Source organism: Cupriavidus phytohabitans (assembly GCF_017815025.1).
GTDB lineage: Bacteria > Pseudomonadota > Gammaproteobacteria > Burkholderiales > Burkholderiaceae > Cupriavidus.
The window spans coordinates 60204-73282 of the sequence record NZ_JAGIQB010000012.1 but is presented as its reverse complement, the minus strand read 5'-3'; the positions used below and the strand labels follow the sequence as shown (position 1 = coordinate 73282).

Annotated in this window: 14 protein-coding genes; 10 read left to right on the top strand and 4 right to left on the bottom strand. The window is 67.1% G+C overall.

Going from position 1 to position 13079, the window contains the following annotated elements; all coding sequences use genetic code 11:
• Positions 1–5 precede the first annotated feature (5 nt).
• The 7 genes from J8I34_RS10640 (at position 6) to J8I34_RS10610 (ending at position 6388) form a co-directional block, all read left to right on the top strand.
• Positions 6–443, top strand: coding sequence for an ExbD/TolR family protein (locus tag J8I34_RS10640; protein ID WP_029047916.1), 438 nt, complete (start codon positions 6–8; stop codon positions 441–443).
• A gap of 222 nt (positions 444–665) precedes the next feature.
• Positions 666–1775, top strand: coding sequence for a tetraacyldisaccharide 4'-kinase (gene lpxK, locus J8I34_RS10635; RefSeq protein ID WP_029047915.1), 1110 nt, complete (start codon positions 666–668; stop codon positions 1773–1775).
• Positions 1756–1962, top strand: a complete 207-nt coding sequence (locus tag J8I34_RS10630; RefSeq protein ID WP_029047914.1) for a Trm112 family protein — start codon at positions 1756–1758, stop codon at positions 1960–1962. The genes lpxK and J8I34_RS10630 overlap by 20 nt, the downstream gene beginning before the upstream one ends.
• A 19-nt stretch (positions 1963–1981) precedes the next feature.
• The gene (gene kdsB, locus J8I34_RS10625; protein ID WP_029047913.1) at positions 1982–2791 is read left to right on the top strand and encodes a 3-deoxy-manno-octulosonate cytidylyltransferase; all 810 of its coding nucleotides are present in this window, start codon (positions 1982–1984) and stop codon (positions 2789–2791) included.
• Between the two features lie 378 nt (positions 2792–3169).
• Complete coding sequence (adk, locus tag J8I34_RS10620; RefSeq protein ID WP_029047912.1) at positions 3170–3835, top strand: adenylate kinase; 666 nt, start codon at positions 3170–3172, stop codon at positions 3833–3835.
• A 345-nt stretch (positions 3836–4180) separates the two neighbouring features.
• Positions 4181–5424, top strand: a protein-coding gene (locus tag J8I34_RS10615; protein WP_209768277.1) for an IS3 family transposase whose coding sequence is annotated in 2 segments (ribosomal slippage) — positions 4181–4534 and positions 4537–5424 — 1242 coding nt in all. Because the reading frame shifts where the segments join, the coding sequence is not laid out codon by codon here.
• Between the two features lie 205 nt (positions 5425–5629).
• Entirely contained in the window at positions 5630–6388 is a 759-nt protein-coding gene (locus tag J8I34_RS10610; RefSeq protein WP_029048115.1) for a 3-hydroxyacyl-CoA dehydrogenase, read from the top strand.
• 13 nt (positions 6389–6401) lie between these two features.
• Here the strand turns inward: J8I34_RS10610 and J8I34_RS10605 are convergent, their stop codons facing one another.
• Entirely contained in the window at positions 6402–7319 is a 918-nt protein-coding gene (locus J8I34_RS10605; protein WP_029048116.1) for a LysR family transcriptional regulator, read from the bottom strand.
• A 92-nt stretch (positions 7320–7411) separates the two neighbouring features.
• Between J8I34_RS10605 and J8I34_RS10600 the strand changes: the two genes are divergently transcribed.
• Both J8I34_RS10600 and J8I34_RS10595 read left to right on the top strand, forming a co-directional pair.
• Positions 7412–8437 (top strand): bile acid:sodium symporter family protein, encoded by a 1026-nt coding sequence (locus tag J8I34_RS10600; protein ID WP_209768275.1) that lies wholly within the window; start codon positions 7412–7414, stop codon positions 8435–8437.
• A gap of 67 nt (positions 8438–8504) precedes the next feature.
• The gene (locus tag J8I34_RS10595; RefSeq protein WP_029048118.1) at positions 8505–8777 is read left to right on the top strand and encodes a hypothetical protein; all 273 of its coding nucleotides are present in this window, start codon (positions 8505–8507) and stop codon (positions 8775–8777) included.
• A gap of 64 nt (positions 8778–8841) precedes the next feature.
• Here the strand turns inward: J8I34_RS10595 and J8I34_RS10590 are convergent, their stop codons facing one another.
• The gene (locus tag J8I34_RS10590; protein ID WP_029048119.1) at positions 8842–10341 is read right to left on the bottom strand and encodes an N-acetylmuramoyl-L-alanine amidase; all 1500 of its coding nucleotides are present in this window, start codon (positions 10339–10341) and stop codon (positions 8842–8844) included.
• Positions 10335–10868 (bottom strand): tRNA (adenosine(37)-N6)-threonylcarbamoyltransferase complex ATPase subunit type 1 TsaE, encoded by a 534-nt coding sequence (gene tsaE / locus J8I34_RS10585; RefSeq protein WP_029048120.1) that lies wholly within the window; start codon positions 10866–10868, stop codon positions 10335–10337. The genes J8I34_RS10590 and tsaE overlap by 7 nt, the downstream gene beginning before the upstream one ends.
• Before the next feature lie 16 nt (positions 10869–10884).
• On the opposite strand from tsaE, the gene queG reads away from it, so the two are divergent.
• Positions 10885–12102, top strand: coding sequence for a tRNA epoxyqueuosine(34) reductase QueG (gene queG / locus J8I34_RS10580; protein WP_245175876.1), 1218 nt, complete (start codon positions 10885–10887; stop codon positions 12100–12102).
• Between the two features lie 19 nt (positions 12103–12121).
• On the opposite strand, the gene J8I34_RS10575 is transcribed toward queG, so the two are convergent.
• Positions 12122–13015, bottom strand: a complete 894-nt coding sequence (locus J8I34_RS10575; protein WP_209768269.1) for an AEC family transporter — start codon at positions 13013–13015, stop codon at positions 12122–12124.
• Between the last annotated feature and the right edge of the window lie 64 nt (positions 13016–13079).

Here is a 13079-nt window from a genome sequence, read left to right as displayed (position 1 = left end):
ACGCCATGCGATTCCGTTCCCGCCAGCGGCGCGAAGAGCCGGAGATCAACCTGATCCCGCTGATCGACGTGCTGCTCGTGATCCTGATCTTCCTGATGATCACGACCACGTACTCGCGCTATACCGAGCTGCAGATCCAGCTGCCTACCGCCGACGCCGAGCGCGCCCAGCAGCGGCCGCAGGAAATCGTGGTGTCGGTGTCCTCGCGCGGGGTCTACTCGGTCAACAAGAAAGTGCTGGAGCAGAAGGATGTCACCAGCCTGGCCGACCAGCTGCGCGCCGCCTCCGGGCCCGCCGGGGCCGGAAATGGCCAGCCGCCGGTGGTCATCGTCAACGCCGACGCGCAGGCCAGCCATCAGGCGGTGGTCAACGTGATGGAAGCCGCGCGGCTGGCCGGGCTGTCGCGCCTGACCTTCGCCACGCAGAGCGCGCAGCCGCGCTGAGCGCGGGCCATCGTCGCGCCCTCCCCCGCGAAAGCGGGGACCGGCCGCCAGGCGGTCGGGCGCGACGCCTGGCCGGGCTTGCCCCATGCGCTGCGCAGTGCCCATAATGGGTTGATCCGCCGGTCTTTGCCGACCCTCACATTGCCTGCCCTCCTTGGGACGCAAGATCCCGAGCGCACTACAATCCCTGCCCATCCACGACCTGACCGACCCGCCGCGTCCATGCCCGTTCCCCGCCATGCCCTTGCCGACTTCGTGACCGCCCAGTGGCAGCGCCGCGGCTGGTTTGCCTGGGTCATGCTGCCGTTCTCGCTGCTGTTCGGGCTGGTGGCGCGGGTGCGCCGGCACGGCTACCGGCGCGGCTGGTTCAAGTCCACGCGGCTGCCGATGCCGGTGGTAGTGGTCGGCAACGTGACCGTGGGCGGCACCGGCAAGACGCCGGCGGTGATCGCGCTGGCCCACGCGCTCACCGAGGCCGGCTTGCGCCCCGGCGTGGTGTCGCGCGGGTATGGCGTCGAGCTGAAGCATCCGCGCCGGGTCAAGCCGACCTCGCAGGCCAGCGACGTCGGCGACGAGCCGCTGCTGATCGCGCGCGCCACCGATGTGCCGGTGTGGGTGTTCCCGGACCGCGCGCTGTGCGCGCAGACCATGCTGGTGTCGCATCCCGGCGTCAACGTGCTGCTGCTCGACGACGGCCTGCAGCACTACAAGCTGCAGCGCGATTTCGAGATCGTGATGTTCGACACGCGCATGGGCGGCAACGGCCTGATGCTGCCGGCCGGCCCGCTGCGCGAACCGCTGACGCGCCCGCGCGACGCCACGCTGATCAACGATCCAAACTTCCGCGCCACGCCCGACCGCCCCGGCGTCTACGGCATGCGGCTGGAGCTGGAAGACGCCTGGCAGCTGAACGACCCGACGATGGCGCGCCCGCTTTCCACCTTTGCCGGGCGGCGCGTGCTGGCCGCGGCCGGCATCGGCAACCCCGAGCGCTTCTTCGCCAGCCTGCGCGGTGCCGGCCTGTCGCCGAAGACACTGCCGCTGCCCGACCACTATGACTTTGCCGACGACCCGTTCGCCGGCAACGCCGACGCGCTCGACGCCGACGTGATCCTGATCACCGAGAAGGATGCCGTAAAATGCGAGCGCTTCGACGACCCGCGCATCTGGGTCGTGCCGACCAGGCCGGTGATCGACGCGGGCCTGATCGACAAAATCCGCGGCGCCGTGCTGGCGCATATCAACACCGCACCGACCGCGCAGTCCGCGGCGGCCACGTCCGGCGGCGCCGGGCGCAACGAGGAACACCGAGATGGACAACCGGCTGCTTGAAATCCTGGTCTGCCCGCTGTGCAAGGGCAAGCTGGAGTACGACCGCGCCGCGCAGGAACTGATCTGCCACGCCGACAAGCTCGCATACCCGATCCGCGACGGCATCCCCGTGATGCTGGCCGACGAGGCGCGCCAGTCGGTGCCGGGCCGTGCCATCGACCCGGACGCGCCAGCCAACGGCAACTGAGAACCACTGAGCCAGCACCATGACCGTCCCGGCCTTCACCGTCGTCATCCCCGCGCGGCTCGCATCGACGCGCCTGCCTGACAAGCCGCTGGCCGATATCGGCGGGCGCCCGATGATCGTGCGCGTGGCCGAACGCGCCCATGCCTCGTCGGCCCGGCGCACCGTGGTCGCCACCGACGCTCCGTCCGTGGCGCAGGCCTGCGCGGACCACGGCATCGAAGCGGTGCTGACACGTGCCGACCACCCCACCGGCACGGACCGCCTGGCGGAAGTGGCAACGCAGCTCGGCCTGCCCGACGACGCCATCGTGGTCAACGTGCAGGGCGACGAGCCGCTGATCGACCCGACGCTGATCGACGAGGTGGCGCTGCACCTGTCGCACCACGCGGACTGCGCCGTCGCCACCGCGGCGCACCCGCTGCACGACATCGCCGAGGTCTTCAATCCCAACGTGGTCAAGGTCGTGTGCGACGCCGCCGGACGCGCTTTGTACTTCTCGCGCGCGCCGATCCCGTGGGCGCGAGACGCCTGGTCAGGCGTGCCGGCCGTCCCCGCCGCGATGGCCCAGGTTCCGCTGCCGGCCATGCCGGTGCTGCGCCATATCGGCCTGTACGCCTATCGCGCCGGCTTCCTGCGGCGCTTTCCTGCCCTGGCCGCCGCGCCGCTCGAACAGACCGAGGCGCTGGAGCAACTGCGCGCCATGTGGCATGGCGAGCGCATCGCGGTGGTGGAAACCGCTGCCGCGCCGGCGCCCGGCGTCGACACCCCGGCCGACCTGGAGCGCGTGCGCGCGCTGTGGGCCGAGTCGATGGCGCAGGACGGGCCCTGATCGCCCAGCCTGGCCAGCATCCGGCCACGGCGGCCGCCCGCTGAGGTTCAAACTGCTGCAACCTGAATCCGGGGGGCGGATTTCGAGCCGGATCAGCGCCGCCTCATGGCATAATGCTTGCCGATACAGAGCCGCCCCGGCTGCGCGCCAACGCGCCGCCGGCCAAGGCTCGGTGGGGAGATAAAGATAGAGCCCGACTGGTGTGCCGCGCCGCCATCCCCCTGGCAGCCGACGCCGGACGTCCGCGTAGGCGCGTGTGCGCCTGCGCCAGATGCCGTCAACATCCGACAAGACAGCAGTAAGTCTTGCGTCAAGTTGCGGCATTACCCTCCTTCTGATCTCCCGCCATACCAGATTCAAAACTCTGAGGACCCGTAAATGCGTTTGATCCTGTTGGGCGCACCCGGCGCCGGCAAAGGCACGCAAGCCAAGTTCATCTGCGAGAAGTTCGCCATTCCGCAAATCTCCACCGGCGACATGCTGCGCGCGGCGGTGAAGGCCGGCACGCCCCTGGGCGTGGAAGCCAAGAAAGTCATGGATGCGGGCGGACTGGTGTCGGATGACATCATCATCGGCCTGGTGAAAGACCGTCTGAAGCAGGACGACTGCAAGAACGGCTACCTGTTCGACGGCTTCCCGCGCACCATCCCGCAGGCCGAGGCGATGAAGGACGCCGGCGTGGCGATCGACTACGTGCTGGAAATCGACGTGCCGTTCGACGCCATCATCGAACGCATGAGCGGCCGCCGCGTGCACGTGGCCTCGGGCCGCACCTACCACGTCAAGTACAACCCGCCGAAGGCCGAAGGCGTCGACGACGAAACCGGCGAAGCGCTGATCCAGCGCGACGACGACAAGGAAGAGACGGTCAAGAAGCGCCTGGACGTCTACTCCCAGCAAACCCGCCCGCTGGTCGACTACTACTCGGATTGGGCCGCCAAGGGCGATGCCGCTGCGAAGGTAGCTCCGCCGAAGTACCGGAAGATCTCGGGCGTCGGCAACGTCGACGAGATCACCGCGCAAGTGTTTGAGGCGCTGAAGTAATTTGTCCCAACACGATGTGACAACAAAGCGGCCCATGTGCCGCTTTTTCTTTGTGACCGCGCACAGCGCAGCCGAAGGCGTTCCTACCACACCGCCAGCAGCAGAGGCCACCCACAGCTCTGGGCTCGTTCAAGAACCGCGTCAATCCCGAGCCACCGTGGCGCACCACGGCGTCAGGCAGTCCTATTCTGCAACGAAGCAAAGCCCCGTACGAAAGCCCCGGCACACTACGATAAAAGTGGCCGCCCGCCCAGGGCAGTAACGCGCTTTTTGGTGACTTTTTGTCGCTCGGTGACCCGTCCTGAATATGGTTGACACTTTTCCAACCGTGATGAGGAGAGTGCCTTGGAGACGGATCGAAAGCGAACACAACGCGATTACACGCTCGCTTTTAAATTGGCGGTCGTGGAGGAAGGTGAAAGAGGCGATCTGACGGATAAGCAGGCGCAACGCAAGTACGGGATACAGGGTAGCGCCACAGTGCTGGTATGGTTGCGCAAGCACGGACTACAGGACTGGAGCGGCGCACTGCCACTGGGCGCCCGGTACGACACGATGGGAAACCAAGACAAAGCCAAGCCCCTCACGCCCGAACAGCGCATCAAGGAACTGGAGGTGCAGTTGCGCGAGGCGCAAGAGAAAGCTCGGCTGTTCAAGGCCGTGATCGACGTGATCCAGAAGGAGCATGGAGTACGTATCACAAAAAAGCCTTCGGGCAGGTCCTCGCGCAAGAGCTCGTCCAAGGGCTAAGCGTTAGCAGGGCCTGCCGTTATTTCGGCATCAGCCGCCAGGCTTACTACAAGCGCCGCGATAGCGAGCTTCGGCGCACCGCTCGGGATGCCACGATTTGCGCTTTGGTGACCGACGTGCGGCTGCGCCAGCCCCGCATTGGCACGCGCAAGCTGCAGCAGATCCTGCGAGCACCGCTGCAGAAAGCGGACATCCGGCTGGGCCGGGACCGGCTATTCGATATCCTGCGCGCAGCCAGGCTGCTGGTGAAGCCACATCGGGCCTATCACAAGACCACCAACAGCCATCATCGCTTCCGGCGCCACCCTAATCTGCTCAAGGACGGGCCGCAGCAGGTCGTGCCCACCGCGGCCGAACAGGTCTGGGTCGCTGACATTACCTACCTTCCCACCGCGCAGCACACGGTCTACTTGAGCCTGGTCACGGACGCCTACTCGCGCAAGATCGTGGGCTACCACGTCCACGACACTCTGCAGACCGAGCAGGTGAGCCAGGCGCTGAAGATGGCGCTACGCTCGCGCCGGACCCGGCAAAGGCTTGTGCACCATTCGGATCGGGGCGTCCAATACTGCGCGACCCACTATCAGGCGATTCACACGCGACATGGGCTGACCTGCTCCATGACCGATGGCTACGACTGCTACCAGAACGCCATGGCAGAACGCATCAACGGCATCCTCAAAAGTGAATTCCTCCTGAACCGTCCAGCCGATCTGCAGCAAGCTGCTCGTATGGTGAGGGAGTCTGTACACATCTATAACCGGGAACGACCCCATCAGGCCCTGGAATACAAAACGCCCAATGATGTTCATCGGGCGTCTGTTGCCGCGGAGCGCTAGGCGCCGAATGGAGCTACCAAACCTGTCAACCTATGTCAGGACTTGACACGGACAAAAAGTTACCCGCCCTTCAGGGCGGAACCGGGCATATCCAGTAGCCACCAGATGCCCACACGGGCCCAAAACCCTTGCACAACAACCTCCGCCCCGTACAATAATTGACGTTTACGTAAACGGAAACACTACCAACAAGGAGACACAGCAAATGCAAATCAAGGACAACGTCTTCATCGTCACCGGCGGCGCCTCCGGCCTGGGCGCCGGCACCGCCCGCATGCTCGCCGAAGCCGGCGCCAAAGTCGTCATCGCCGACCTCAACGAGCAAACCGGCCAATCCCTCGCCACCGAACTGAACGGCCAGTTCATCCGCTGCGACGTCACCTCCGAATCCGACGGCCAGGCCGTGGTCGCCGCCGCCCAGTCCCTGGGCCGCCTGTCCGGCCTCATCAACTGCGCCGGCATCGCCACCGCCAACAAGACGGTTGGCAAGAACGGGCCGCATCCGCTGGATGCCTTCGACAAGACCATCCGCATCAACCTGGTCGGCACCTTCAACATGATCCGCCTGGCCGCCGCCGCCATGGTCCAGAACACCCCCGACAGCGAAGGCGAGCGCGGCGTGATCATCAACACCGCCTCGGTGGCGGCCTTCGATGGCCAGATCGGCCAGGCCGCCTATGCCGCCTCCAAGGGCGGCGTGGTCGCCATGACCCTGGCCATCGCCCGCGACCTGTCCCGCGACGGCGTCCGCTGCATGACCATCGCCCCGGGGATCTTTGAAACGCCGATGCTGCTTGGCATGCCGCAGGAAGTGCAGGACGCCCTCGGCAAGATGGTTCCGTTTCCCCCGCGCCTGGGCCGCCCGGCGGAATACGCCAAGCTGGCACGCGCGATCATCGAGAACACGATGCTTAACGGCGAAGTGATTCGCCTCGACGGCGCGATCCGGATGCAGCCGAAGTAATAAGCTCCGGCACTCAGGCCGCAGCGCCCATTGCGGGCGCCTCGACGCGCAGCGTCAGGCGCCGCACCAGCGCCCACACCGCCTCCGCGGACGGCGAGAGTGAGCGGTCCTCGCGCCGGACCATGACGATGCTGCGCTCTTCGCGGGGCACCAGCGGCCGCCACACCAGCGGCGATGCGGCAGGAAGCGGCAGCGAGAAAGAGGGCAGCACGGAAGCGCCGATGCCGGCCTCGACCATGCCGAACACGCTGGCCGAGTGCCCCAGTTCCTGCACCACCTGCGGCGCCACGCCATGGCGACCGAAGATGCGGTCGATCAGCGGCCGGCTGCCCGAGGCAAAGTCCAGCAGCACCAGCCGCATGCCGTGCAGCGCCGACCACGGCACCGTCGCCGACTGCGCCAGCGGGTGGTCGCGCCGGCAGACAAAGCAGAACGGATCAGTCGCCACCGCCTCCACCGCCAGCCCTTCGCGCGCCAGCGGATCGATCAGCACGCCGAAATCGACGGCGCCGGCGCGGACCTGCTCGAGGCCGTCGGCCTGCACGTTGTCGCGCACGGTCAGGCGGATATCGGGGTATTGCGCGGCGCAGGCGGCGACATACATCGGCATCAGCCGGGCGGAAATGGTCGGAGCGCCGGCTATCACGACACGCCCACGATAGCGCTCGCCTAACTGGCGCGTTTCTTCAAGGGTGTCGTCGAGCTGGCCCAGCAGCCGCTCCAGCGCCGGCACCAGCGCGTGGCCGGCATCGGTCAGCACCACTTCACGCGTGGTGCGGTCAAGCAGCTTGACGCCAAGTGCCTCTTCCAGCTCAGCCACGCCCCGGCTGACCGCCGGCTGGGTCAGCCCCACCACGTCGGCAGCACGGCTGAAACCGCCGCTGCTGGCCACCGCCAGGAAGACGCGCAGCTGGCGCAGTGTGTAATTCATGCAACGACCGGATAAATAGATTCTATAAATGAATTTGCATTCTAGACCCGGCTGGCGTCCAATACTAGGCAAAACCCTAACCAACCGCAGTCATGTCTCGACTTTTTGCCAAGCTCAAGAAACTTTATGACCTGATCGACGGCTTCGTCCTCATCATGCTGACCGCCATTGCCATCGCGCTGGCGGCCCCGGAAATCGGCGCCGGCAAGGGCCCGCTGCACCTGGGCGTGGTCACCAGCGTGGGCGTGGCACTGGTCTTTTTCCTGCATGGCGCGGCACTGTCGCGCGACAAGCTGGTGGCGGGCGCCAAGAACTGGCGCCTGCATGTGTTCGTGCAGTCGTTCACCTACGTGGTCTTCCCGGTGGTCGGCGCGCTGCTGATGCTGGCCTTGCACAACACGCTGCCGGCGGACCTGCTGCTGGGCGTGTTCTTCCTGTGCGCGCTGCCTTCGACGGTGTCCTCGTCGGTGGCCATGACCTCGATGGCGCGCGGCAACGTGTCAGGCGCGATCTTCAATGCCACCATCTCGGGCCTGATCGGCATGCTGGTCACGCCGCTGCTGATGGGGCTGGTGATCAGCGCCAGCGGCGCCTCGATGCCGCTGGGCAAGGCGCTCACCGGCGTGGCGCTGCAGCTGCTGCTGCCGTTCGCGCTGGGCCAGCTGCTGCGCCCGCTGATCGGCAACTGGCTGGCGAAGAGGAAGCCGATCACCACCAAGATCGACCGTGGCGTGATTGTGCTGATCGTCTATTCGTCGTTCTGCGATGCGACTGCCGAGGGCCTGTGGCACCAGTACCAGTGGCAGACCATCGGCGCGGTGATGCTGATTGCCGCAGTACTGTTGTTCGTGGTGCTGGGCTTTACCACGCTGACCGCCCGCCGGATGGGTTTCTCGGTCGAGGACGAAATCACCGCGGTGTTCTGCGGCTCGAAGAAGAGCCTGGCCAACGGCATTCCGATGGCAAAGATCCTGTTTGCCGGACATCCCGCGCTGGGGCTGCTGGTGCTGCCGCTGATGGTTTATCACCAGTTGCAGCTGATCGTCTGCTCGGTGATTGCGTCGCGCTATGCCAACCGCGATGCGCTGCTGGAGGACCGCGCGGCGGCGCGCGCCTGATCCGCGCCATCCGTCGTCGCGCCGGCCCGCTGCATGGCGTGCAACGCTTGGGGGTTGAGGAGTGGATATGGACGACGACCTCGATACGATGAGCCGCGAGCGGCTGATCGCAGAAGTGAAGGTACTGCGCGCGGGCATACGCCGCCATCGGGATGCTTCGGGTCACGACCTGTGCTGGCACCATCCGGATCTGTGGGCATTGCTGCCCGAGCCCGGCGACCAGGTCCCGACGGTTCCGGCGTGGCCCCAGTTTATGCGCGGCTGCGTGAAGTACCGCGAATCGCTGGACCGGCAATGCCCTGATGCGCCACGCAGCGAGAAGGAATTCGGCGAGCGCTGAGCGTGCGCCGTGGCGGCGCTATGGTCAGACCGTCAGACCGTCAGACCGTCAGACCGTCAGACCGTCAGACCGACGGATTTTTCGACAACGGCGGATTCTTCGCGAAGTACGCCTTGATCCCGCGCAGGATGGCATTCGCCAGCTGTTCCTGGTGCGCGCTGTCGTTGAGCTTGCGCTCCTCCGCCGGGTTGCTGATAAACGCGGTCTCGATCAGGATCGACGGGATGTCCGGCGCCTTCAGCACCGCAAACCCGGCCTGTTCCACGTGCGCCTTGTGCAGCCGGTTGATGCCGCCGATCTCTCCCAGCACGGACTTGCCGACCTGCAGGCTGTCGTTGATCTGCGCGGTGGTGGACAGGTCCAGCAGCACGCGCGCAACCTGCGCATCCTTGTTGCCCATGTTGGCGCCGCCGATCAGGTCGGAAGCGTTTTCCTTGTTGGCCAGCCAGCGCGCCGCGGTACTGGAAGCGCCGCGCTCGGACAGCGCAAACACCGAAGCGCCATTGGCTTCCGGCGACAGGAAGGCATCGGCGTGAATCGACACGAACAGGTCGGCCTGCACCCGGCGCGCCTTCTGCACGCGCACGTTCAGCGGCACGAAGAAATCCGCATCGCGCGTCATCATCGCGCGCATATTGGGCTGGGCGTCGATCTTGGCGCGCAACCGGTGCGCGATCTGCAGCACCACGTCCTTCTCGCGAGAACCAGCGGCGCCGATCGCGCCGGGGTCTTCGCCGCCGTGGCCGGGATCGAGGGCCACCGTCAGCAGGCGGCGCATCTTGAACGGGCGCTCGGCAGTCGGGTTGTCGCGCGCGACGGGCGGCACCACGGGCGCATCGGGCTTCGGCACCACCGGCGCGGACGGCCTGGGCCGGGCGGCGACCACCGGCGGCGGCGGCGCGGTGGTGGCCGGCATTTCGCCCTTCTCGTCGAACCTGCGCACCAGCGCGCCGATGGCATCTTCCTCGGCACCGGCCGGGGCGCCGGCGATGCTGTCCGGACCCGGGGCCGGGTCCATGGTGGCGAAGCGGCGCTGCTTGTCCTCGGTGTCGCGCACCAGTTTCCACAGCGGGTCGGGCGGGTTGACCGGGTACAGGTCGAACACCAGCCGGTTGCGGTAGTTGCCGATCGGCAGCAGCGTGAACACCTGCGGCGCCACGCTCTCCTTCAGGTCGAACACCATGCGCACCACGCGCGGGCGGTTCTGGCCGACGCGCACGGTCTGGATATACGGATCGTTGGGGGTGATCTTGGCCACCAGTTCGCGCAGCGTGGGCGACAGGTCCAGGCCATCGATGTCCACCACCAGCCTGTCCGGATCGCGAATCATCTGGTGCACCGCGACCAGCGGCGCGTCGGATTCGATGGTGACGCGGGTGTAGTCCTCGGCCGGCCATACGCGCACCGCGACGATGCCGGCACCGAACGCGATCTGCGGGCCGGCGAGCGTCAGCACGGCGGTACCCGCGCCCAGCTTCAGCGCCTGCGCCATCCATTTGCGGCGCGCCTGCAGCAGGCCGTCGGGTCCATCGGGGCGGTCGGTGGCAAGTCGCTTGATCAGCATGCGTTCAGCAAGGTAAGTCCAGTGGGAGTATAGGCGCGCAAGGTCGCGATTCGCCGCTCGCCGGCATCGCCGGCAAGCTTTTCGCTGTCCGCCGCCCGCGCCATGTCCGATTGGAGCAACACATGCAGGTCGGGTTCCCCCAGCAGGCGGCCCGCCTTCTCCGGCCATTCGACCAGGTTGAAGGCCGGTTCGGCAAAACAGTCGCGGAAACCCGCGTCGACCCACTCTTCCGGATCGGCGAAGCGGTACAGGTCGAAGTGGTAAACCGTCAGCGGCGAGCCGTCGGCGCGGGCGACTTCGTAAGGCTCGCACAGCGTGTAAGTGGGGCTGCGCACCTTGCCGGCATGGCCGAGCGCGCGCAGCACCGCGCGCGTCAGCGTGGTCTTGCCGGCGCCAAGGTCGCCGGAGAGCTGCACATGCACCGTGCGCGGCGGCATGGCCTGCACCGTGGCGGCCAGCGCGGCGCCCAGGCGCGCGGTGGCGGCTTCGTCGGACAGCGTCAGAGTGCGTTCTTCGAGCAAGGGCATTGCGTACAATTCAGGGATGATCGACCCAGCAGTCAAGCCGCCGGCCAACGCAACAGGCGCGCACAGTGTTCCCGCAGACTCTCCAGGGCAATCCGGCCAGGCCGGCCCGGGGGAGCTGGCGGCGCTTGCGGAGTCCATCCGCGCATGGGGCGCCGGGCTGGGTTTTGCGTCGGTGCGCATCGCCGACGTCGATCTTGGCCATGCCGAGCCGGGGCTTCTGGCATGGCTGGAGCAGGGTTACCACGGCGACATGGATTATATGGCGAACCACGGCTTGCGGCGCGCCCGTCCGGCCGAACTGGTGCCGGGCACGGTACGCGCCATCGTGGCGCGCATGCCCTATGTCCCCGCCACCGAGACCCCGCCGGGCGCGCCCGACTGGCGCCGGCGCGAACTGGCGCGGCTGGGCGATCCGGCCACCGCGGTGGTGTCCCTGTATGCGCGCGGCCGCGACTATCACAAGGTCCTGCGCAGCCGCCTCCAGCAGCTGGCCAGCCGGATCGAGGCTGAAATCGGCAAATTCGGCTACCGCGTCTTTACCGATTCCGCGCCGGTGATGGAAGTGGCGCTGGCCAGCCAGGGCGGACTCGGCTGGCGCGGCAAGCATACGCTGCTGCTCGACCGCGACGGCGGCTCGATGTTCTTCCTGGGCGAGATCCTGGTCGATATCCCGCTGCCAACCGATGCGCCCGAACCGGACCACTGCGGCAATTGCCACCGCTGCCTCGACATCTGCCCCACACGCGCCATCGTCGCGCCCTACCGGCTCGATGCGCGCCGCTGCATCTCCTACCTGACCATCGAGCACAAGGGCCCGATCCCGGTCGAGTTCCGCGCGCCGATGGGCAACCGCGTCTATGGCTGCGACGACTGCCAGCTGGCCTGCCCGTGGAACAAGTTTGCGCACGTGGCCAGCGTGCCGGATTTCGATGTGCGCAATGGCCTGGACGCGCCCGACATGGTGGCGCTGTTCCAGTGGACCGAGGACGAGTTCAACCAGCGCCTGGAGGGCAGCCCGATCCGCCGCATCGGCCATGAGCGCTGGCTGCGCAACCTGGCCGTCGGACTTGGCAACAGCCTGCGCGCGGCGCTTTCCGGCACCCGCGCTGAAGACGCCGCCCTGGCCGCGCGCATCCGCGAGGCGTTGCAGGCGCGGCGCGATGGCGCGTCGCCGCTGGTGCAAGAGCATATCGACTGGGCGCTCTCGCAGGGCGAGCCGGCACGCATCGGGTGACGGAATCCAGCTGACCGAACTAGCTGGCCAGCGCCAGCCACAGCGGCGTGGTGACGATGGCCGCCACCGTCATCACCGAAATCGTGGCCGCCACCATTGGCCCGTTGCCGCCCATGCGCACCGCCAGGATATAGGCGCTCGACGCGGTCGGCAGCGAGGCATACAGCACCACGACCTGGTACTGCAGCGCGGTCAGCGGCAGGTGCCGGCCCACCAGCCAGGCCACGCACGGCATCGCCAGCAGCTTGATCCCGGTCCACCACGCGACCGGTCCGACCGTGCCGGTCGCCCCGCTCATCTGCAGCCCGGCGCCAACCGTCATCAGCCCCAGCGCGGTCGACGCCGAGCCAAGCCGGTTCAGCGTCATCGCCACCACCTCGGGCGGGTGCAGGGCCAGCAGGTTGGTCACGAGCCCGCCGGCGGTGGCCAGGATCAGCGGGTTGCGCGCCAGCTCCTTCCACAGCGCGGTTTCGCCGTGCCTGGCCAGCGCCCACACCGCCGCCACGTTGCACAGCGGCACAGTGCAGCCGACGATCACCGCCATCAGCGCCAGTCCCTCGCTGCCGCCCAGGCGCGACGCCAGCGCCAGGCCGATATAAGAGTTGAAGCGAAAGGCCGTCTGCAGGCCCGAGGCAAAGCTCAGCGCATCGGGCTTCAGCACCCATTTGACTGCGTAGCCGCCGGCCATGCCGACGGCCAGCGCCAGCAGCGCCAGGCCCAGCATCGACGAGGTTGAAGAGAAATCGAAGACCGCGGCATTGGTCGACTGCAGCAGCAGCGCCGGGAACAGCACAAAGTAGACCAGGCGCTCCACCCCGCCCCAGAAGGCGCGGTCGAAGGGCGAATAGCGCACCAGCAGCCAGCCGATCAGGATCAGGCTGAAGTCCGGCACCAGCAGGAGAGCAGAAGACATTGTCGTTGTTGTAATGGCGAGGGCACGGCGCGGTATCTGCCTGGGATCCGGGTACGATCCCGGC